The 19,763-nt window shown below is 65.9% G+C and carries 18 protein-coding genes and 2 tRNA genes; 12 read left to right on the top strand and 8 right to left on the bottom strand.

Annotated elements, in window-relative coordinates; translation table 11 throughout:
• Positions 1 to 22: 22 nt before the first annotated feature.
• A complete protein-coding gene (locus tag AC4ELS_RS29635) occupies positions 23 to 1,699 on the top strand; it encodes a cation:proton antiporter (RefSeq protein WP_498886913.1) in 1,677 nt (558 codons plus the stop codon).
• Positions 1,700 to 1,723: 24 nt separating this feature from the next.
• On the opposite strand, the gene AC4ELS_RS29630 is transcribed toward AC4ELS_RS29635, so the two are convergent.
• The 4 genes from AC4ELS_RS29630 to AC4ELS_RS29615 form a co-directional block, all read right to left on the bottom strand.
• The gene (locus AC4ELS_RS29630) at positions 1,724 to 2,551 is read right to left on the bottom strand and encodes a hypothetical protein (RefSeq protein WP_055115627.1); all 828 of its coding nucleotides are present in this window, start codon (positions 2,549 to 2,551) and stop codon (positions 1,724 to 1,726) included.
• A gap of 51 nt (positions 2,552 to 2,602) precedes the next feature.
• Entirely contained in the window at positions 2,603 to 3,784 is a 1,182-nt protein-coding gene (locus AC4ELS_RS29625) for a serine hydrolase domain-containing protein (protein ID WP_064957421.1), read from the bottom strand.
• Positions 3,785 to 4,083: 299 nt separating this feature from the next.
• The gene (locus AC4ELS_RS29620; RefSeq protein WP_499050540.1) at positions 4,084 to 4,701 is read right to left on the bottom strand and encodes a maleylpyruvate isomerase family mycothiol-dependent enzyme; all 618 of its coding nucleotides are present in this window, start codon (positions 4,699 to 4,701) and stop codon (positions 4,084 to 4,086) included.
• Positions 4,702 to 4,847: 146 nt separating this feature from the next.
• Complete coding sequence (locus tag AC4ELS_RS29615) at positions 4,848 to 5,129, bottom strand: GlsB/YeaQ/YmgE family stress response membrane protein (RefSeq protein WP_039380771.1); 282 nt, start codon at positions 5,127 to 5,129, stop codon at positions 4,848 to 4,850.
• Positions 5,130 to 5,321: 192 nt separating this feature from the next.
• Between AC4ELS_RS29615 and AC4ELS_RS29610 the strand changes: the two genes are divergently transcribed.
• Both AC4ELS_RS29610 and AC4ELS_RS29605 read left to right on the top strand, forming a co-directional pair.
• The gene (locus AC4ELS_RS29610; RefSeq protein ID WP_088304406.1) at positions 5,322 to 5,468 is read left to right on the top strand and encodes a hypothetical protein; all 147 of its coding nucleotides are present in this window, start codon (positions 5,322 to 5,324) and stop codon (positions 5,466 to 5,468) included.
• The gene (locus AC4ELS_RS29605) at positions 5,461 to 5,997 is read left to right on the top strand and encodes an MBOE_33420 family protein (RefSeq protein WP_499050538.1); all 537 of its coding nucleotides are present in this window, start codon (positions 5,461 to 5,463) and stop codon (positions 5,995 to 5,997) included. The genes AC4ELS_RS29610 and AC4ELS_RS29605 overlap by 8 nt, the downstream gene beginning before the upstream one ends.
• Before the next feature lie 105 nt (positions 5,998 to 6,102).
• Here AC4ELS_RS29605 and AC4ELS_RS29600 read toward each other — a convergent pair.
• A tRNA-Gly gene (locus tag AC4ELS_RS29600) sits at positions 6,103 to 6,176 on the bottom strand.
• A gap of 126 nt (positions 6,177 to 6,302) precedes the next feature.
• Between AC4ELS_RS29600 and AC4ELS_RS29595 the strand changes: the two genes are divergently transcribed.
• The 5 genes from AC4ELS_RS29595 to clpX all read left to right on the top strand — a co-directional run bounded on the left by AC4ELS_RS29595 (position 6,303) and on the right by clpX (position 10,867).
• Positions 6,303 to 6,376: transfer RNA gene (locus AC4ELS_RS29595), tRNA-Pro, on the top strand.
• Positions 6,377 to 6,417: 41 nt separating this feature from the next.
• The gene (tig, locus tag AC4ELS_RS29590) at positions 6,418 to 7,806 is read left to right on the top strand and encodes a trigger factor (RefSeq protein ID WP_498886927.1); all 1,389 of its coding nucleotides are present in this window, start codon (positions 6,418 to 6,420) and stop codon (positions 7,804 to 7,806) included.
• A gap of 106 nt (positions 7,807 to 7,912) precedes the next feature.
• On the top strand, positions 7,913 to 8,515 hold the full coding sequence (locus AC4ELS_RS29585) for an ATP-dependent Clp protease proteolytic subunit (protein WP_019345228.1): 603 nt from the start codon (positions 7,913 to 7,915) through the stop codon (positions 8,513 to 8,515).
• A gap of 20 nt (positions 8,516 to 8,535) precedes the next feature.
• Positions 8,536 to 9,168 (top strand): ATP-dependent CLP protease proteolytic subunit ClpP2, encoded by a 633-nt coding sequence (gene clpP2, locus AC4ELS_RS29580; protein ID WP_174554207.1) that lies wholly within the window; start codon positions 8,536 to 8,538, stop codon positions 9,166 to 9,168.
• Positions 9,169 to 9,586: 418 nt separating this feature from the next.
• Complete coding sequence (gene clpX / locus AC4ELS_RS29575; RefSeq protein WP_055115613.1) at positions 9,587 to 10,867, top strand: ATP-dependent Clp protease ATP-binding subunit ClpX; 1,281 nt, start codon at positions 9,587 to 9,589, stop codon at positions 10,865 to 10,867.
• Between the two features lie 50 nt (positions 10,868 to 10,917).
• On the opposite strand, the gene fdhD is transcribed toward clpX, so the two are convergent.
• Both fdhD and AC4ELS_RS29565 read right to left on the bottom strand, forming a co-directional pair.
• Positions 10,918 to 11,742: a formate dehydrogenase accessory sulfurtransferase FdhD gene (fdhD, locus tag AC4ELS_RS29570; protein ID WP_498886929.1), complete on the bottom strand. Its 825-nt coding sequence runs from the start codon at positions 11,740 to 11,742 to the stop codon at positions 10,918 to 10,920.
• Entirely contained in the window at positions 11,742 to 14,033 is a 2,292-nt protein-coding gene (locus tag AC4ELS_RS29565) for an FdhF/YdeP family oxidoreductase (protein WP_499050536.1), read from the bottom strand. The genes fdhD and AC4ELS_RS29565 overlap by 1 nt, the downstream gene beginning before the upstream one ends.
• A 116-nt stretch (positions 14,034 to 14,149) precedes the next feature.
• Between AC4ELS_RS29565 and AC4ELS_RS29560 the strand changes: the two genes are divergently transcribed.
• Positions 14,150 to 15,103, top strand: coding sequence for a LysR family transcriptional regulator (locus AC4ELS_RS29560; RefSeq protein ID WP_064957413.1), 954 nt, complete (start codon positions 14,150 to 14,152; stop codon positions 15,101 to 15,103).
• 29 nt (positions 15,104 to 15,132) lie between these two features.
• On the opposite strand, the gene AC4ELS_RS29555 is transcribed toward AC4ELS_RS29560, so the two are convergent.
• Positions 15,133 to 15,318 (bottom strand): hypothetical protein, encoded by a 186-nt coding sequence (locus AC4ELS_RS29555; RefSeq protein ID WP_082941903.1) that lies wholly within the window; start codon positions 15,316 to 15,318, stop codon positions 15,133 to 15,135.
• Positions 15,319 to 15,574: 256 nt separating this feature from the next.
• On the opposite strand from AC4ELS_RS29555, the gene AC4ELS_RS29550 reads away from it, so the two are divergent.
• From AC4ELS_RS29550 to AC4ELS_RS29540, 3 genes are all read left to right on the top strand, one after another.
• A complete protein-coding gene (locus tag AC4ELS_RS29550; RefSeq protein WP_448449055.1) occupies positions 15,575 to 16,390 on the top strand; it encodes a PfkB family carbohydrate kinase in 816 nt (271 codons plus the stop codon).
• A 341-nt stretch (positions 16,391 to 16,731) separates the two neighbouring features.
• The gene (locus AC4ELS_RS29545) at positions 16,732 to 18,684 is read left to right on the top strand and encodes a 2-oxoacid:acceptor oxidoreductase subunit alpha (protein ID WP_064957411.1); all 1,953 of its coding nucleotides are present in this window, start codon (positions 16,732 to 16,734) and stop codon (positions 18,682 to 18,684) included.
• The gene (locus AC4ELS_RS29540) at positions 18,681 to 19,760 is read left to right on the top strand and encodes a 2-oxoacid:ferredoxin oxidoreductase subunit beta (protein ID WP_055115600.1); all 1,080 of its coding nucleotides are present in this window, start codon (positions 18,681 to 18,683) and stop codon (positions 19,758 to 19,760) included. The genes AC4ELS_RS29545 and AC4ELS_RS29540 overlap by 4 nt, the downstream gene beginning before the upstream one ends.
• The last annotated feature ends 3 nt before the right edge of the window (positions 19,761 to 19,763 follow it).

Genomic DNA, 19,763 nt, shown 5'->3' with positions numbered 1-19,763 from the left:
ACCGGCACGGGACAATCTCCGGGTGGAATTGATCCTCGTCGTCGTCGGAGCCATTCTCGTCACCGCAGCCGCGCATCGGCGTGGCCAGGAACCCGCCCTGATCATCGTTGTCATCGGCAGCCTGGTCTCGTTCCTTCCCGGCTTCGAACCTCCCGAACTCGATTCCCACATTCTGCTGACGGTGGTGTTGCCACCGCTGCTGTATTCAGCGGCATTGGACTTCTCGTTCCCGACGTTCTTCCGCAACATCCGCCCGATCCTTGGCCTCGGTGTCGGGCTCGTCGTGGTGACGGCCTTCGCCGTCGCAGCGGTGTCGTCCTGGCTGGTGTTGGTGCCGTTGACCTTCGGGCTCGCGTTGGTGCTCGGTGCGATCGTCGCGCCGCCCGACGCGGTGACCGCCGTCGCGGTCGGGCGCAAGCTCGGTCTGCCCAAACGGGTGATGGCGATCCTCACCGGTGAGAGCCTGATCAACGACGCGGCCGCGCTGACCCTGTTCTCCATCGCAGTGGCCCAGGTGGCAGGCAGCCACACCTTCATCGAGAACCCGTTCCTGCTGTTCGGTTACAGCGCCACCATCGGTCCGCTGGTCGGGGCCCTGCTCGGATATCTGACGCTGTGGATCCGCAAGCATCTGGACAATCCGGGCCTGGAAACCGTGCAGGGCCTGGTGGTCCCGTTCGCGGCGTTCATCACCGCCGAGGAACTGCACGCCTCCGGGGTGCTGGCGGTGGTGGTCGCCGGCTTCGTCGTCGGCAACGGTGCGATGGGCGCGGGGTACCAGACCCGGCTGCAGGAGCGGTACGTCTGGAACTCGTTGGACGTGCTGCTCGAGGCGTTCGTGTTCGCCTACATCGGGCTGCATCTGCGGTTCGTCCTGGAACACCTGAACGAGGCCCACGAGTCGCTGGCCGAGGTGGCGATCGCCTCGATCATCGTGTTGGTGATCGTGCTGTTCATCCGGCCGCTGTCGGTCTTCCTGATGTTCGGCCGCAACAAGCTGTCCCGGCACGTCGAAAGCAAGTTCAGCACGGCCGTTCCCGACGGCTCCGTTGGTCTGCGCAGACGAAAGCCCAAGGCGCGCTGGCGCAGGATGATCGACCGCCGCTCGCTGAGTTGGCGGGAGAACCTCGTGGTGTCCTGGACCGGGATGCGCGGCGTGGTCACATTGGCTGCGGCTGCGGCGATCCCGGCCACCACCGCCAGCGGCGAACCGTTTCCGGAACGCGCCACCATCCAGGCGATCGCATTCGTGGTGAGTGTGGGCACCCTGCTGATCCAGGGCTGGACCCTGCCACTGTTGATCCGCCGGCTGAACCTGTCCCGGTTCTGTGACGACCATGCCGCCGACCGGGAAGAGGAAATCAAGGCCGAACGGGTGGTGCACGATGCGGCCGACGAGGTGCTCGACGCTTTCGAGGCAGACCCGCCGGATGGATTGGATCCCCATCTGGTGACCGAGATTCGCGCGGTGATCGCCCGGCATTCACAAGACGCCGACGAGATGCCGGACCCCGAGGCGCTCACCAAACGGGCCGCGGTGTTCTCGGGCCTCTACCGGGATGTGCTTGCGGCGCAACGCGGGGCGCTCATCACCGAGCGCGACGAGGGCCGGATCGAAGACGAAGCGGTGCGGGCCATGCTGGAGCGTCTGGATCTGCAGGAGGCCGGTGTGTCGGCACGTCTGGAGAGCCGTCTCTAAAAGAGATTCTGCTCGGCGGACGGGTCAGAAGCCCCCGAAGTCTCCACCGAAGTCGCCGAAGCCGCCACCGTCGAAACCGCCGCTGTCCCAGCCGCTGGCATCGGTGCCGCCCCAGTCACCGCCGCCGTCGGCTCCGCCGGTGTCGCCACCGTCGAAGCCGCCACCGTCCTGGCCGGCCGCGAAACCATCGGAATAGCCGTCACCGTAACCATTTTCGAATCCCTGGGCGCCGTAGCCGACTCCGTGCATACCCGAGAACATCGCGTCGAACAGCAGGACCGAGCCCAGGCCCCAGGCGCCGGCCACCAGCGCCGGCTTCCACCACGGCTCGGAGTACCAGCCGGCGGGCACCGGGCGTCCGGCCACCCGGCCGCCCGGGTAGTAGTTCGGGGTGCGCTGCGACGGGGTGGGGGAGGCCTCGATCTCACGACCCTCGAAGTTGACCCGGCGGTCCTCGGTGACCTCGCCGGCCGCGCGCTGCCCGGTCAACGACTCCAGCTCCGGACCCGGATCCATGCCCATCGCGGTGCGAGCCGCGCGCACGTAGTAGAGCCCCTCGATGGCGCTCTCCTTGGCCAGCGCGGCCTGTTTGGCAGTGGTGGCCTGATCGATCTGGGAGGACGCCGCGGTGTAGCGCTCGGAGGCGTCGGCCAGCGCCTGCTTGGACGCGTCGTCGGAGCCGGTCAGGTTGAGCACCTGCCCGCCGAGACGCTCGATCAGCCGGCGGGCGTCAGCCTTGGCGTCGGCCAGTGACTCCGCGGAGCGGCGACCGTTGGCCTGCGACGAGCTGTAGACAGCGAACGCGATCGCAGCGATGACCAGGACGATGAGTACCAGCAAAACGCTGTTCATGGCGTCCAGCGTACCGACGTGAACCAGTGCTTCCGGGTTCTCGAAGGGAACTCAAATTACGCCGAGAGCGGAGTAAACCTCGTTCGACAGGGCGACCGTACGAGGGTCGGCATTGCACTTGGTGGCGTCGAAATAGTTCATCACGTACGCGTATCCGATCCGGTGCTCCAGGTCGACGAAGGCGAACGAACCCCCCGACCCACCGTGCCCGAAGATGCCGGTGTTGGGTCCGGCCACCCCGCGCTGGTTGAGCATGTAGCCCAGACCCCAGCCATGGTCGGCGACCCGCGCACCCAACACCACGTCGGCGTCGAAACCGCCTTGCGAGACGCGGCAGCGCTCCATGTGCTCCCGGGTGAGCAGCTTCTCCTGGGCCAGTGCGTTGTAGACGGTCGCCATGCCCAGAGCAGAGACGTGTGCGTTGGTGCTCGGGAACTCCGCGGCGCGCCAGGCGTCCAGGGCCTGCACCCCCAGTTCGTCATCAGGCACGAAGTCCATCGACACCGCCCAGCCGGCCATCGGATGGTCGGCAAGCGATGCCGGCGGTCCGTCGACGTGGTTGTCGGCCAGCAGGCTGCGCACCGACGGCTTGTTCACCATCTCTGCGCACCGGTGATGCTGCCAGGCCGGCAGTCCGATGTGGATATCGGCGCCCAACGGTTCGGCGACCTCGGTGCGCAGGTATTGACCGATGGTGCGGCCGGTGACTCGGCGCACCACCTCGCCGAGGATGAACCCGAACGTCACCACCTGATAGCCCTGCGCGCTGCCCGGCGGCCACCACGGAGTCGCGGCTGCGATCCGGGCGCACACCGCGTCCCAGTCGGTCACCTGCCGCCAGTCCATCGGTTCGCGCGGACCGATCACACCCGAGCGATGGCCGAGCACCATTGCGACGGTGATGTTCTGCTTTCCGGCCTGGCCGAACTCGGGCCAGTACCGGGCGACCGGTGCGTCCAGGTCGATCTCACCGCGGTCGGCCAACAGGTGGATGCAGGTGCTCAACAACCCCTTGGATCCTGAGTACACGCTGGCCAGGGTGTCCTGCTGCCAGGGTCGGCTGCCTGCTGCATCGGCGGATCCGCCCCACAGGTTGACCACCAGATCGCCCTCAACCCAGACCGCAACAGCTGCGCCGACCTCATTGTGGTGGGCGAAGTTGTCCGCGAAGGCATCGCGCACTCGGGCGAATTCCGGTGCGCAGGTGCCTGCGATCAGGGTCGTAGCGGGCATTCGTCTCCTGCACAGGTGCGGTGGCTTTACGGCAGCGGTGCGCGTAGTTGTCTGCTTGCGCTGCCATCTTCAAGATCGGTCGACGGTCCGCACCTGTTACTCACGGTAGGCGGACGGCAACCGCAAAGCATCCCCGTGGCACGGAATCGCAAGCCGTTCGAGACGGGGCCGTGATGGTCACGCCGCTTGCCGACCGCTGCGCGCCGATTTCTACCTCAGGGTCGCAGATTGTGCTGGTGACGACCCTCAGGTGGAAATCGACGACGGGAAGTGCTGGCTGGGTGTCATCTGAGTGTGTGTCACCGTGCGCGCAGGTGCACCAGGCCCGGACCTTGTAACTCGGCAGCGACCGCACCGATCCTGCCCGTCATGGCCAGCAGCAGCGCCTCGCCCGGCCCGTGGATCTCTGGCCCGCGGCCGGCCGACCAGTCGACGTCGGTGGCGATCAGCCGCAGACCGCGGGTCCGCCGGGCTCCGCCGATGACCGGGCTGTGACGGGCAAACGTCAGGGATGCCAGCAGCACGCCGGCTGGGATGGTGCGCGGCCGTCCGAGCGGGCGCCGGATGTCCTGCTGGTGGACCAGGCACTCGATGAGCGCCACCCGGCAGCCGTAGAGTGCGCCCGCGCCAGAAGGATCCACGCCGGCCCGCATCAGGGTGCAGAGTTCGTCAGGTCCGAGCCCCGCCCCGGCCCGCAGTGCGCGATCGTTGATCCGGTCCACCTGACCTCGCGCGGCCAGCATCGCGGCGGTGAGTCCCAGTCGGGTCTGCCCGAGGTAGGCGACGGTGTGGGCGGCGACATCGCGGACAGTCCAGCCTGCGCACAACGTCGGAGCTTTCCATTCGTGCTGGGCCAAACCTTTGAGCAGATCGGCGAATGCCTCACGTTCCCGACAGGCCAGTGCCCGGTAGTTCATTCGCGTCCCCGTCGCTCGTAAACCCGAGTGAGTCAACAAGATCTAAACAGGTGCCGGGGTGAACTAATCCCGCGCCAGGTGCCCTTGACGCAAAAGGCGGCTCCGCCGACCGAGGGACACGATCGGCGGAGCCCAGGTTCCCTGCTTCAGTGACCGACGGGCGTGCCGCGACGGCCCGAAAGGCCGGTGTAGACCGCGATCAGCACGATCGCCACCACGACGCCAACGACGAACGGGATGATCTGGAACCCGCCGTTCGCGTTGCTGTATCCGAAGGCCGAAGTGATCCAGGAGCCGAGCAGGGCTCCGGCGATCCCGAGCAAAACGGTCATGAGTGTGCTCAAGTTCTGCCTACCGGGCATGATGAGTCGCGCAAGAACGCCGATAATCGCGCCGACGACGATTGCGCTGATAATTGCTCCGATCATCTCGCTGCCTTTCGTTCAAGCCGACTTGCCTTTCGTCGGTGTGATGTACACCACTGTCCTCCGAATTTGGGCTGTCCGCCCGTGCCGAGATGCAGTCGATACCCAGCAGCCGCCTACTCGTCGGTAAACCGCTCGGCCCCGTCGGGCTCGAAACCGCACGTAGACCGCTATGACCGCGCGATAATCGGCCTCGTGTCCGTTGCGCTCTGGGTCCTCGCCGCGGTGTTCGCCATCGGGGCCGTCGCCGGTGGGTTGCTGCGGATTCGTGCCTGGCTCGCCAAGCCCGTGCCACCCGAAGTGATCGAGGCTGCGCACCGTGATGACGACAAAGATGACTAGCGCCGTGAGAATCGCCCTCGTTGGTGCGTTCGCGGCCGGGGCCGTATCGATCGGGTTTCCGGTTGCTCATGCGGATCGAGTCGAACCGCCGCCGCTGTACGGGCACTACAACCTGTTCATCGACTTCTCGAAGCAGACGTTCAACGGTATGCCGACACCGATGAATCCGATAACCGTGCCGGTCGAATTCACCACCAATTGCGACGCGAACCGATGCGTTGCGCGCATGGACAATTCGGACGATCACGCCCGCAACCCAGGTGCCCCCGTGGCATATGAGTACCGCTGGAACGGCAATCGTTGGGAGACCAGCGGCGAGTATCCCTACTTCTGCGATCGCAGTGACCCGAGCAGCGCAGTGCAGGCCCGGCGCTCGGATTACTGGATCCCGAACCCGGATGGCAGTTTCTTCGGAGAACGCACCCTCATCACCGAGGGGCCCGGATGCCCGGGCGAGGGACCAGGCACCCATTGGCTGCCTATATCGCTGAACCCGATCGACCCGCCGCAGGGCGCCTTAGCCGGGTAAGCATCGCTTTTCTACACGTGGGTCATGGAACGCGTCGCGCAGCGACCCCTCAGGTGGAAAACGGCGGCCCGGCAAACAAAAAACCGCCCCATCGGGGCGGTTCAATGGAGCGGGCGACGGGAATCGAACCCGCGTAGCTAGTTTGGAAGACTAGGGCTCTACCATTGAGCTACGCCCGCATGTGCAGCATCAGCACTGTACCGGGGTGCCCCCGATCAAAGCCAATTGAATGCTCTGTGCCGTGAGCACGTAGTATCTCGCGTGGTCCGTTCGTGGGTTTTGCCGCGGCGGGTGGACCACCACCACGGGGTGTAGCGCAGCTTGGTAGCGCATCCGCTTTGGGAGCGGAAGGCCGCAGGTTCAAATCCTGTCACCCCGACTCACCCGCCAGTACGAAAGAACTATTTAGGAGCAGGAACAGTGAAGAGCACGGTCGAGCAGTTGAGCCCCACCCGGGTGCGCATCAATGTGGAGGTGCCCTTCACCGAGCTTGAGCCCGATTTCGATCGCGCGTTCAAGGCGCTGGCCCAGCAGGTCCGCCTGCCCGGATTCCGTCCGGGCAAGGCTCCGCGCAAGTTGCTGGAGGCCCGTGTCGGCCGCGGCGCGGTGCTGGAGCAGGTCGTCAACGACGCGCTGCCGAGTCGCTACAGCGAGGCCGTCACGGCCTCCGACGTCAAGCCGCTGGGTCAGCCCGAGATCGAGGTGACCAAGCTGGAGGACGGCCAGGAACTGGCGTTCACCGCCGAGGTCGACGTGCGTCCCGAGATCACCCTGCCCGAGTTCGACGCACTCAAGATCACCGTCGACCCGATCAAGGTCGAGGACGACGAGGTCGACGCCGAGCTGCAGTCGCTGCGGGCCCGTTTCGGCACGCTGACCGGCGTCGAGCGCGGTGCGCAGGAAGGCGACTTCGTCTCGATCGACCTGTCGGCGACCGTCGACGGCACCGAGGTGCCCGAGGCCGCCACCGAGGGCCTGTCGCACGAGGTCGGTTCCGGTCAGCTGATCGAGGGCCTCGACGATGCGATCACCGGTCTGAAGGTCGGCGAGTCCAAGGTCTTCACCACCAAGCTGGCCGCCGGTGAGTACGCCGGCCAGGACGCCGACGTGACGGTGACCGTGAAGTCGGTCAAGGAGCGTGAGCTGCCCGAGGCCGACGACGACTTCGCCCAGCTGGCAAGCGAATTCGACACCATCGGCGAGCTCAAGGAGAGCCTCACCGACCAGGTCAAGCGGGTCAAGAGCGTGCAGCAGGCCGAGCAGATCCGCGACAAGGCGATCGAGGCACTGCTGGAGCAGACCGAGGTTCCGTTGCCGGAGAAGATCGTTCAGGCCCAGATCGACGACGCGCTGCACAACGCGATCCACGGTCTCGACCACGACGAGGACAAGTTCGCCGAGCAGCTGACCGAACAGGGCAGCAGCCGTGAGGAATTCGACGCCGAGAACAAGACGAACGCCGAAAAGGCCGTCAAGACACAGCTTTTGATGGACGCCGTCGCCGACAAACTCGACATCCAGGTCGGCCAGAACGACCTCACCGAGCGTCTGGTGCTGATGTCGCGTCAGTACGGCATCGAGCCCCAGCAGCTGATCCAGATCCTGCAGCAGAACAACCAGCTGCCGGCCATGTTCGCCGACGTGCGTCGCGGCCTGACCATCGCCGCTGTGGTGCACGCCGCCACCGTGACCGACACCGACGGCACCGTGATCGACACCACCGAGTTCTTCGGCCCGGCCGAGGCTGCCGAGGCCGAGGGCGAGCAGGACGACGAGGCCGCCGACAAGGATGCTGACGCCGCTGAATGACGCTGTGAGCGAACGCGCCCCCGTACGGGAGTGCGTCACGCCCCAGTTTCGTTAGTGTCGTCAGTACCAACGCGTGAGAGAAAGCAGGTATCCAGTCGTGACTGACATGCGTTCGAACGGGAGCGGGTTCAGCCTCGTCGACTCCGTCTATGAGCGCTTGCTTGCCGAGCGCATCATCTTCCTGGGCTCCCAAGTGGATGACGACATCGCCAACAAGCTGTGCGCGCAGATCCTGTTGCTGTCGGCGGAGGATCCGACCAAGGACATCCACCTCTACATCAACTCGCCGGGCGGCTCGATCAGCGCCGGTATGGCCATCTACGACACGATGGTGCTGGCGCCCTGCGATGTCGCCACCTACGCGATGGGCATGGCCGCCTCGATGGGTGAATTCCTGCTCGCCGCGGGCACCAAGGGCAAGCGTCATGCTTTGCCGCACGCCCGGGTCCTGATGCACCAGCCGCTCGGTGGCGTCACCGGTAGTGCCGCGGACATCGCCATCCAGGCCGAGCAGTTCCACGTCATCAAGAAGGAAATGTTCCGGCTCAACGCGGAGTTCACCGGCAAGTCGGTCGAGCAGATCGAGGCCGACTCCGACCGCGACCGCTGGTTCACCGCGCAAGAGGCTCTGGAGTACGGCTTCGTCGACCACATCATCACCAGCGCCAACCTCAATGGTTCGGGCCCGACGGCAGGACTGGACAAGTGACCGATCGCATTCATCCGTCATTGGACCCCCGCGTGCAGCCCCAGGCTCGCTACATCCTGCCGTCGTTCATCGAGCACAGCAGCTTCGGCGTCAAGGAATCGAACCCGTACAACAAGCTGTTCGAGGAGCGCATCATCTTCCTCGGCGTGCAGGTGGACGACGCGTCGGCCAACGACATCATGGCCCAGCTGCTAGTGCTGGAGTCGCTGGATCCCGACCGTGACATCACCATGTACATCAACTCGCCCGGTGGCTCGTTCACGTCGCTGATGGCGATCTACGACACCATGCAGTACGTGCGCGCCGACATCCAGACGGTGTGCCTCGGTCAGGCCGCCTCGGCCGCCGCGGTGCTGCTGGCCGCCGGTACCCCGGGTAAGCGTCTGGCCCTGCCCAACGCCCGGGTGCTGATCCACCAGCCTTCGCTGTCCGGAGTGATCCAGGGTCAGTTCTCGGACCTGGAGATCCAGGCCGCCGAGATCGAGCGGATGCGCACCCTCATGGAGACCACGCTGGCCCGCCACACCGGCAAGGACCCCGAGGTCATCCGCAAGGACACCGACCGAGACAAGATCCTCACCGCGGCCGATGCCAAGGAATACGGGATCATCGACACGGTCCTGGAGTACCGCAAGCTGTCCGCGCAGGCCTAAGCGCCACCCGCACTTTCGGTGGCAACTTCCAGCCCGATGACACACGCCCTGCCCGGTCACTCCGGTGCGGGGCGTGCGTCGTCAGGGCGGCGGTGGGAACTGTGCTGACCTGTGGTTACCCCGGTGCCCGAGAGGCGCGCGGTATCGTCGACCACGATAAATGCCGGGCCAGGGCCGCGGCGCGCGGCTATTCGTCAGCGTTCCCCGACGACACGCCAGGGACACGGTCAGCGCGCCGACGGGTGACGAGCCGCCGGGAGAGATATGTTCTCCTGCACACGAACAAATACCACTGGAGCGATTCGGCCTTATCGGTCGCACCGTGACAGAACGAACGGGTAGCGTCGGGTTAACGCCCGAGGTAACCGAGCAAGTGGCGTAACGACCGACCTGCGAACAGGAAGTAGGACCTCCCCATATGGCGCGCATCGGAGACGGCGGTGACCTGCTGAAGTGCTCGTTCTGCGGCAAGAGCCAAAAGCAAGTCAAAAAGCTCATTGCTGGTCCTGGCGTGTACATCTGCGACGAGTGCATAGACCTGTGCAACGAGATCATCGAGGAGGAACTCGCCGACGCTGACGACGTCAAGCTCGACGAGCTGCCCAAACCGGCTGAGATCCGGGATTTCCTCGAGGGCTACGTCATCGGTCAGGACACGGCGAAGCGCACGCTGGCCGTGGCCGTCTACAACCACTACAAGCGGATCCAGGCGCAGGAGAAGTCCCGCGATTCCCGCTCCGAGCCCGTCGAGCTGACCAAGTCCAACATCCTGATGCTGGGCCCCACCGGCTGCGGTAAGACCTACCTTGCCCAGACCCTGGCCAAGATGCTCAACGTGCCGTTCGCCATCGCCGACGCCACCGCGCTGACCGAAGCCGGATATGTGGGCGAGGACGTCGAGAACATTCTGCTCAAGCTGATTCAGGCCGCCGACTACGACGTCAAGCGCGCCGAGACCGGCATCATCTACATCGACGAGGTCGACAAGATCGCCCGTAAGAGCGAGAACCCGTCGATCACCCGCGATGTCTCCGGGGAAGGCGTGCAGCAGGCCCTGCTGAAGATCCTGGAGGGCACCCAGGCCTCGGTTCCGCCGCAGGGTGGGCGCAAGCATCCGCACCAGGAATTCATCCAGATCGACACCACCAACGTGCTGTTCATCGTTGCGGGGGCGTTCGCCGGCCTGGAGAAGATCGTGTCCGACCGCGTCGGCAAGCGCGGCCTGGGCTTCGGTGCCGAGGTGCGGTCCAAGGCCGAGATCGACACCCAGGACCACTTCGCCGAGGTCATGCCGGAGGACCTGATCAAGTTCGGTCTGATCCCCGAGTTCATCGGCCGTCTGCCGGTCGTCGCCTCGGTGACCAACCTGGACAAGGAATCCCTGGTCAAGATCCTCTCGGAGCCCAAGAACGCGCTGGTCAAGCAGTACGTCCGCTTGTTCGAGATGGACGGTGTGGAGCTGGAGTTCACCGACGAGGCGTTGGAGGCCATCGCCGATCAGGCCATCCACCGCGGCACCGGTGCCCGCGGCCTGCGCGCCATCATGGAGGAAGTCCTGCTGCCGGTGATGTACGACATCCCGAGCCGCGACGACGTCGCCAAGGTGGTCGTCACGAAGGAGACCGTGCAGGACAACGTGCTGCCGACCATCGTGCCGCGTAAGCCCTCGCGTTCGGAGCGGCGCGACAAGACCGCCTGACCTGCACGAGCAAAAGCCCCGCTACGGCGGGGCTTTTTGCATTCGGCAGGTCAGCGGGTGACGCGATCGGGGCGGGTGTAGACGTTCATCGAATCGCCCCGCAGGAAAGCCACCAGGGTCAGACCCGATTGGCTGGCCAGATCGACAGCGAGCGAGGACGGCGCCGAGACGGCGGCCAGGATCGGGATGCCCGCCATCACCGCCTTCTGGGTGAGCTCGAACGAGGCGCGGCCGCTCACCAGAAGCACTGTGCCGCTTGACGGAACGCGGTTGTGCTCCAGTGCCCAACCGACGACCTTGTCGACGGCGTTGTGTCTGCCGATGTCCTCACGGACGACGAGCATGGTGCCGTCGACGGTGAACAGCGCCGCCGCGTGCAGGCCGCCGGTGCTGGCGAACACCTTCTGGGCCTCGCGCAGTTTCGCCGGCATCGCCGAGAGCGCCGGAGCAGGGACTGTGGACGGGTCATCACCGGGGCAGTGCCTACTGCTCAGCCGCACGGCCTCCAGCGAGGCCTTGCCGCACACCCCGCATGACGAGGTGGTGTAGAAGTTGCGGGTCACGTCGACCTCGGGCTTGGGCACATCCGGGGCCAGGGTCGCGTCCAACACGTTGTAGGTGTTGACCCCGTCCTCATCGGCTCCCCGGCAGTAGCGCACCGACACCAGATCCTCGCGCTGTCGGATCAACCCCTCGGTCAGCAGAAACCCTTGGGCCAATTCGACATCGGCCCCGGGCGTCCGCATCGTCACGGTGATGGGAGTGCCGTCGACGCGGATCTCCAGCGGTTCCTCGACCACAAGCGTTTCCGGGCGGGCTTCGGCAGTCGCGCCGGTGACGTGGTGGGCGCGGCGCCGGGCGGTCACCCGTCCCACTAGACCTTCTCCAACCGGATGACGACGGCCTTCGACACCGGCGTGTTCGATTTCTCGGCCGTGTGATCAAGGGGGACCAGTGGATTGGTCTCCGGGTAGTAGGCGGCGGCGTTGCCCTGCGGGGTGGAGTACTCGACGATCAGGAAGTCCTTCGCGCGACGCTCCTGCCCGTCGAATTCCGAGACGAGATCGACCCGGTCGCCGGCGGCCAAGCCCATGGTCTGGAGGTCGGCGGGGTTGACGAACACCACCCGGCGGCCGCCCTTCACTCCGCGGTAACGGTCGTCCAGGCCGTAGATGGTGGTGTTGTACTGGTCGTGACTGCGCAGCGTCTGCAGGACCAGGCGGCCCTTCGGTACCCTCACCCATTCCAGAGGCTGCACCGAGAAGTTGGCTTTACCTGTGGTGGTGCGGAATTCGCGGGAGTCGCGGGGCGGGTGGGGCAACTGGAATCCGTCGGGCTGACGGACCTTGCGGTTGTAGTCTGCGCAGCCGGGCACCACATCGGCGATGGCGTCACGGATGCGGTCGTAGTCGCCGTTGAACTGCTCCCACGGCACCGGATGCTCCGGACCCAGCAGTTCGCGAGCCAGCTGACAGACGATCGCGACCTCGCTGCGCAAGTGCTCGCCCGGCGGGGTCAGGCTGCCGCGGGACAGGTGCACCATCGACATCGAATCCTCGACGGACACCATCTGTTTGCCGCCGGCCTGGAAGTCCTTGTCGGTGCGGCCCAGCGTGGGCAGGATGAGCGCGGTGCGACCGTGGACCAGGTGACTGCGGTTCAGCTTTGTCGAAATCTGAACGGTCAGAGCGCAACTGCGGAGGCCGGCCTCGGTGACTTCGGTGTCGGGCGTGGCCGAGACGAAGTTGCCACCCATCCCGATGAACACCTTGGCGCGGCCGTCGCGCATCGCGCGGATCGCATCGACGGTGTCATAACCGTGCTTGCGGGGACTGGCGATGCCGAACCTGTTGTCGAGCGCGACCAGAAACTTCTCGGGCATCTTCTCCCAGATACCCATGGTGCGGTCGCCCTGCACGTTGGAGTGCCCTCGCACCGGGCACACTCCGGCACCTGGTTTGCCGATCATGCCCCGCATGAACAGCAGGTTGGTGGCCTCGCCGATGGTGGCGACGGCGTGGCGGTGCTGGGTCAGGCCCATCGCCCAGCAGATCACCGTGCGCTGGGAGCCGATCAGCATGTCGGCGACGCGGCGCAGTTGCGTCTCGTCGATACCGCTGGCTTCGGTCACGGTGGCGAGGTCGACCGCGCGGGTCTGGCGGGCATAGTCGTCGAAGCCTGCGCAATGCGCCTCGATGAAGTCCCGGTCCAACACCGTGCCCGGGGCGGCCTCCTCGGCTTCCAGCAGCAGCCTGCCCAGTCCGGCGAACAGGGCCATGTCCCCACCGAGGCGGATCTGGACGAACTCGTCGGCGATCGGGATTCCGTGCCCGACCACACCGTGCACCTTCTGCGGGTCCTTGAACCGGATCAGACCGGCCTCGGGCAGAGGATTGATCGCAACGATCTTGGCGCCGTTGGCTTTTGCCTTCTCCAACACCGACAGCATGCGGGGGTGGTTGGTGCCGGGATTCTGCCCGGCGATCAGGATCAGGTCGGCCTCGGTGACGTCCTCGACCGTGACCGAGCCCTTGCCGATGCCGATCGACTCGGTCAGTGCGGTGCCCGAGGATTCGTGACACATGTTCGAGCAGTCCGGCAGGTTGTTGGTGCCGAAGCTGCGGACCATCAGCTGATAGAGGAACGCCGCTTCGTTACTGGTGCGCCCGGACGTGTAGAACAGCGCCTCGTCCGGAGAGGCCAGCGCATTGAGGTGTTCGGCGATCAACCGGTAGGCGTCGTCCCACTCGATGGGCCGGTAGTGCGACTCGCCGGGTGCGAGGACCATCGGCTGGGCCAGGCGGCCCTGCTGGGACAGCCAGTACTCGGGTTTGGTCTCCAGTTCGGCGATGCTGTGCCGGGCGAAGAACTCCGGCGTCACCACGCGCTTGGTGGCTTCCTCGGCAACGGCCTTCGCGCCGTTCTCGCAGAACTCGGCCAGCTTGCGGCCACCGTGTTCCTCGGGCCATGCGCAGCCCGGGCAGTCGAACCCGTGGCGCTGATTGAGCTTGGTCAACGCGGCGGCCGTGCGCAGCGGGCCCATCTGCTCGAACCCGCGTTGCATGCTGACCAGGACTGCCTTGACGCCGGCGGCCTCGTCTTTGGCGCCGGTGCTGATGACGTTGTGCTCGTCATAGTCGGCATCGATGTCTCTGGCGCTGGTCATGAACCCAATCTAGTCCCCGAAAAGCACTGGACCCGCCGCTTGGCGGCCGTCCATATTCGATATTTCACATGCAGTGATAGATGCTTTCTATCGAACTGCGACGAAGGCGGGGAGTCATGGCGAGCGATGTGCTGCTACAGCAGCTCGACTACCTGCTGGCGCTCGCGACCGAGCGGCACTTCGGCCGGGCGGCCGCCCGGTGCCACGTGAGTCAACCGACGCTGTCGGTGGCGATCCAGCGACTCGAGCGCGAGCTGGGCATCGTCATCGTGCAGCGGGGGCAGCGGTTCGAAGGGTTCACCGAAGAGGGGCAGCGGGTCGTGACGTGGGCCCAGCGGATCGTCGCGGAACGCGATGACATGCTCGCCGACATCGACCGGATGCGCGGACGGTTGACCGTCACGGCCCGGATCGGTGCGATACCGACGGCGGTGCCGACGGGTCCGTTCATCACCACGGAGTTTCTGCGCCGCAACCCGGCGGCGTCGGTGCGCATCGAGGCCCTGTCATCCCGCGAGATCGCCCGGCGGCTGGCCGATTTCGAGATCGACGCCGGCCTGACCTATCTCGACGACGAAGCCCCGCCCGGTACGCGGTCGGTGGAGATGTACCGGGAGCGCTATGTCCTGGTGGCGCCGGCCGATCATGCGTTGATGAGTCGGCCGGAGATCGCGTGGGCGGACGCGGCTGGTCTGCAGCTCTGCGTACTGACCACCACGATGCGCAACCGCCGCATCCTCGATGCCAACATGGCCGCCGAGGGGGTGCGGTATCGGCCTGTGGTGGAGGCGGATTCGGTCGATGCGCTGTATGCGCACCTGACGAACTCGCCGCGCGCGACCATCGCCTCCACCGCATGGTTGCCGCAGTTGGGAGTGCCGCCGGGTTTTGCGGCGCGGCCGATGGTGCAGCACGGTCCGCGCCCAGCGATCGGACTCGTGGTGCTCGACCGTGCGCCCGCGTCGATCGTGGCTGCCGCGCTCGTCGAGGTCGCTGCCGTTCTCGATCTCGGTGCCCGCATCGACCGCTGGTGGGACGAGACGGGGCAGACAAGCGCCGGGCCTGGGTAGACGGCGGTTACGCGGGTGCCCCTACCGGCTCAGCCGGGCTCGGCGGTGGGGGCCGGTTGAGCCTTGACCGGCGGCGTGGCGGCAGGTGTGTCGGGTGCGGATGGCGCCACGGATTGGGTGACGGTCTCGCCGAAGTGCATGGTCGGTTCGGCTGCGGGCACGGACATTTCGGGTGCGGTGTCGATCTGGGCCGTTTCGAGGCCGACTACGGCCATGGCTGCTACTGCTGCAAATCCGGCGGTACAGAGGAGAAGTTTGGTTCTCGAATCCACGCGCATCTCGCAATACCCTTCATCGTCACATCGGTTGCCTATGTGTTCTCCAATGCGTATCCGCCGCGGGGCATTCCATTTCAGTGGGTGAGACCTGGGTCACATTTCGATCTCGGGTCAGGGATCGGGCGGGCCCGAAGAGCGGGGCGACTGCTCTGACCGGGAGACTTCATCCATGCCACGAGAGCTAGCCCCCGGGGTGACCGTGCTCGGCAACCTCGCGATCGACATCATCAACGGGGCGCCGCCCAGCCCCGGAGGATGTGCCTCGTTCGCCGGAGTGGCCCTGCAGGCCGCGGGCGGACCCGGCCGGATCATCGCGATGGGCGCGGAACGTGACCACGTCCTGTTCGACGGGCTTCGCGCGCGGTTCGGGTCGCTGGTGCAGATCCTGCCTTCCGCGGAGACGAGTTCGTTCAGCCTCGACTACGACGACACCGACCACCGGCGCATGGGCGTGCAGTCGATCGGACCGGTGTGGACAGCCGCGGACATCGACCTGGCGGATCCGGCGACGACGTGGGTGCACCTGGCTCCCTTGCTGCGCACCGATTTCCCAGCCGAGACGCTCGCTGCCCTGGCGGCACGCGGCCATCGCATCGCCTATGACGGGCAGGGTCTGGTGCGGGCCGACCGATTGGGGCCGCTGGTCGAGGATCGTCACTTTGCCGCAGACCTGCTCGTGAACGTCGACATCCTCAAACTCGCCGAGGACGAGGCGGTGATCGTTGCCGACGGGGTGTTCGACGTGTCGGCCGCACAACGACTCGGTGTCGCGGAGATCCTGGTGACCTACGGCTCCGAGGGGTGTGACATCTATATGGACGGTGCGGTGCAAAGGGTGCCGGCAGCCTGGCGGGTGCTGGACGTCCAGACCACGGGGGCGGGGGACATGTTCACCGCCTGTTATGTCGCGCACCGCGCGGTGGGGCACGACCCGGGTCGTGCCGCGGAGGCGGCGAGCGCACTCGTGGCCGGGGAGTTGGACAAGCGGGTGCACGCCGATCGTGGGTAGGTGGCCGCATGGGGTTAGACTCGACAGGTGTCAAGTTCGTGCTTGCCGGTGCTAGCGGAGAGCTACCGGCCAGTAGCCTTTTCCTTAGAGAATGACATTCTCCTAAACGTGACGAAAACCACAGTTTTGTCTCAAATGGGGCTTGTTCACGTCAGTGAACAGCGTCTTCGCCGGGATCTCACCCGCGTGTCGGGGCGCGACGGGGTGAAGCGCAGCCTAAGAGCAGTGCAATAATCGGTACTGGTAGTGACATCAAAATTCGGTGGACGTTCGATCCGGCGGCAGGTTACGAGACAGCGGCCCGGAAAGACGTGGTCAAAGCAGTGTGAAAGGCGGTAGCCGTGGGTGAGAACGGCAACGGCAATGGCGCCGCGCCGCGGCAGAAGCTCGAGAAGGTCGTCATCCGCTTCGCCGGCGATTCCGGCGACGGTATGCAGCTGACCGGTGACCGCTTCACTTCTGAAGCTGCACTGTTCGGCAACGACTTGGCGACCCAGCCGAATTACCCGGCCGAGATCCGCGCGCCACAGGGCACCCTGCCCGGTGTGTCGTCGTTCCAGATCCAGATCGCCGACTACGACATCCTCACCGCCGGTGACCGCCCGGACGTGCTCGTGGCGATGAACCCCGCCGCGCTCAAGGCCAACGTCTCGGATCTGCCCCGCGGCGGCCTGATCATCGCCAACTCCGATGAATTCACCAAGCGCAACCTCGCCAAGGTCGGGTACGACAGCAATCCGCTAGAGGATGACACGTTGTCGGACTACGTGGTGACGTCCGTCGCGATGACGACGCTGACCCTGGGTGCGGTCGAGGCGATCGGCGCCACCAAGAAGGACGGCCAGCGCGCCAAGAACATGTTCGCCCTCGGTCTGCTGTCGTGGATGTACGGCCGCGAGCTCGAGCACAGCGAGGGGTTCATCCGCGAGAAGTTCTCCCGCAAGCCCGACGTGGCCGAGGCCAACGTCCTGGCGCTGAAGGCCGGCTGGAACTACGGCGAGACCACCGAAGCGTTCGCCACCACCTACGAGGTGTCGCCGGCGAAGCTCAAGTCCGGTGAATACCGCCAGATCTCGGGCAACACCGCGCTGGCCTACGGCATCGTGGCCGCCGGACACCTGGCCCAGATCCAGGTGGTGTTGGGCACCTACCCGATCACCCCGGCGTCGGACATCCTCCATGAGCTGTCCAAGCACAAGAACTTCAACGTCTTGACCTTCCAAGCGGAGGACGAGATCGCCGGTATCGGCGCCGCCATCGGCGCCTCCTACGGCGGCGCATTGGGTGTCACCAGCACCTCGGGCCCGGGCGTCTCGCTCAAGTCCGAGGCGATCGGCCTGGCCGTGATGACCGAACTGCCGTTGCTCATCGTGGACGTGCAGCGCGGTGGCCCGTCGACGGGACTGCCGACCAAGACCGAGCAGGCTGACCTGCTGCAGGCGCTGTTCGGCCGCAACGGCGAGTCGCCGGTCGCGGTCCTGGCGCCGAAGTCGCCGTCGGACTGCTTCGACATCGCCGTGGAGGCCTCGCGGATCGCGATCGACTACCACACCCCGGTCATCATCCTGTCCGACGGTGCGATCGCCAACGGCTCTGAGCCCTGGCAGATCCCGGACATCAGCACCTACCCGGCGATCGAGCACAACTTCGCCAAGTCCGGCGAGCCGTTCGCGCCCTACGCCCGCGACCCCGAGACCCTGGCCCGCCAGTTCGCGGTGCCCGGTACCCCGGGTCTGGAGCACCGGATCGGTGGCCTTGAGGCCGCCAACGGTTCGGGCAACATCTCCTACGAGCCCAAGAACCACGACCTCATGGTGCGGTTGCGCCAAGAGAAGATCGCCGGCATCACGGTGCCCGATCTGGAGGTCGACGACCCCACCGGCGACGCAGAACTGCTGATGCTGGGCTGGGGGAGCAGCTACGGCCCCGTCGGCGAGGCGTGCCGGCGTGCCCGGCGCAAGGGCATCAAGGTGGCCCAGGCCCATCTGCGCCACCTCAATCCCTTCCCGGCCAACCTCGGGGAGGTGCTGCGCCGCTACCCGAAGGTGGTGGTGCCGGAGATGAACCTCGGTCAGCTGGCGCTACTGCTGCGCGGCAAGTACCTGGTCGACGTCCAGTCGGTGACCAAGGTGGAGGGCATGGCCTTCCTCGCCGACGAGGTCGAGGGCATCATCGATGCGGCGCTGGACGGCACGCTCGGTGAGAAGGAAGCGGACAAGGCCAAGTTCGCGAGGCTGGCGGCAGCCACCATCGAGGAACCAACTGAGTCGAATGCTGTGGGAGCGAACGCATGACTGACCTGATCGGCGCAGACCTGGGGCTGACAGATGCTCTGACCAAGAACGCCCTGGTGCCCACCACCGACCAGCCGCAGAAGGGCAAGGACTTCACCAGTGACCAGGAGGTCCGCTGGTGCCCCGGGTGCGGTGACTACGTCATCCTCAACACCATCCGCAACTTCCTGCCGGAGTTGGGCCTCAAGCGCGAGAACATCGCGTTCATCAGTGGCATCGGCTGCTCCAGCCGATTCCCGTATTACCTGGAGACCTACGGCTTCCACTCGATCCACGGGCGCGCCCCGACCATCGCGACCGGCCTGGCGCTGGCTCGCCCGGACCTGTCGGTGTGGGTCGTCACCGGCGACGGTGACTCGCTGTCGATCGGTGGTAACCATCTGATCCACGCGTTGCGTCGCAACATCAACATCACGATCCTGCTGTTCAACAACCGGATCTACGGCCTGACCAAGGGCCAGTACTCGCCGACCTCCGAGGTCGGCAAGGTCACCAAGTCCACTCCGATGGGCTCCCTGGACTACCCGTTCAACCCGGTGTCGCTGGCGCTGGGCGCCGAGGCCACGTTCGTCGGCCGCGCCCTGGACTCCGACCGCAAGGGCCTGTCCGAGGTGCTGCGTGGCGCGGCCGAGCACCGCGGTGCCGCGCTGGTGGAGATCATGCAGGACTGCCCGATTTTCAACGATGGATCGTTCGACGCGCTGCGCAAGGAAGGCGCCGAGGAGCGGCTGATCAACGTCAGCCACGGTGAGCCGATCAAGTTCGGTACCGATGGCGAGTACTGCGTGGTCAAGTCCGGGTACGGCCTGGAGGTCGCCAAGACGGCCGAGGTCGCAGCCGAGGACATCGTGGTCCACAACGCCGAGATCGACGATCCCGCTTACGCTTTCGCGCTGTCGCGCTTGAGTGAGCAGAACCTCGATCACATGGTGATGGGCATCTTCCGGAAGGTCAGCCGACCCACCTACGACGACGCCGCGCGTCAGCAGGTCAACACGGCCATCGAATCCAAGCCCCATGACACCGCAGCTCTGCAATCCTTGCTGCGTGGCAAAGACACCTGGACCGTGGACTGAACG

The sequence above is a fragment of the Mycobacterium shunyiense genome, assembly GCF_058270035.1.
The sequence above is the reverse complement of the archived record's forward strand: the minus strand, read 5'-3'. Positions and strand labels throughout refer to the sequence as shown.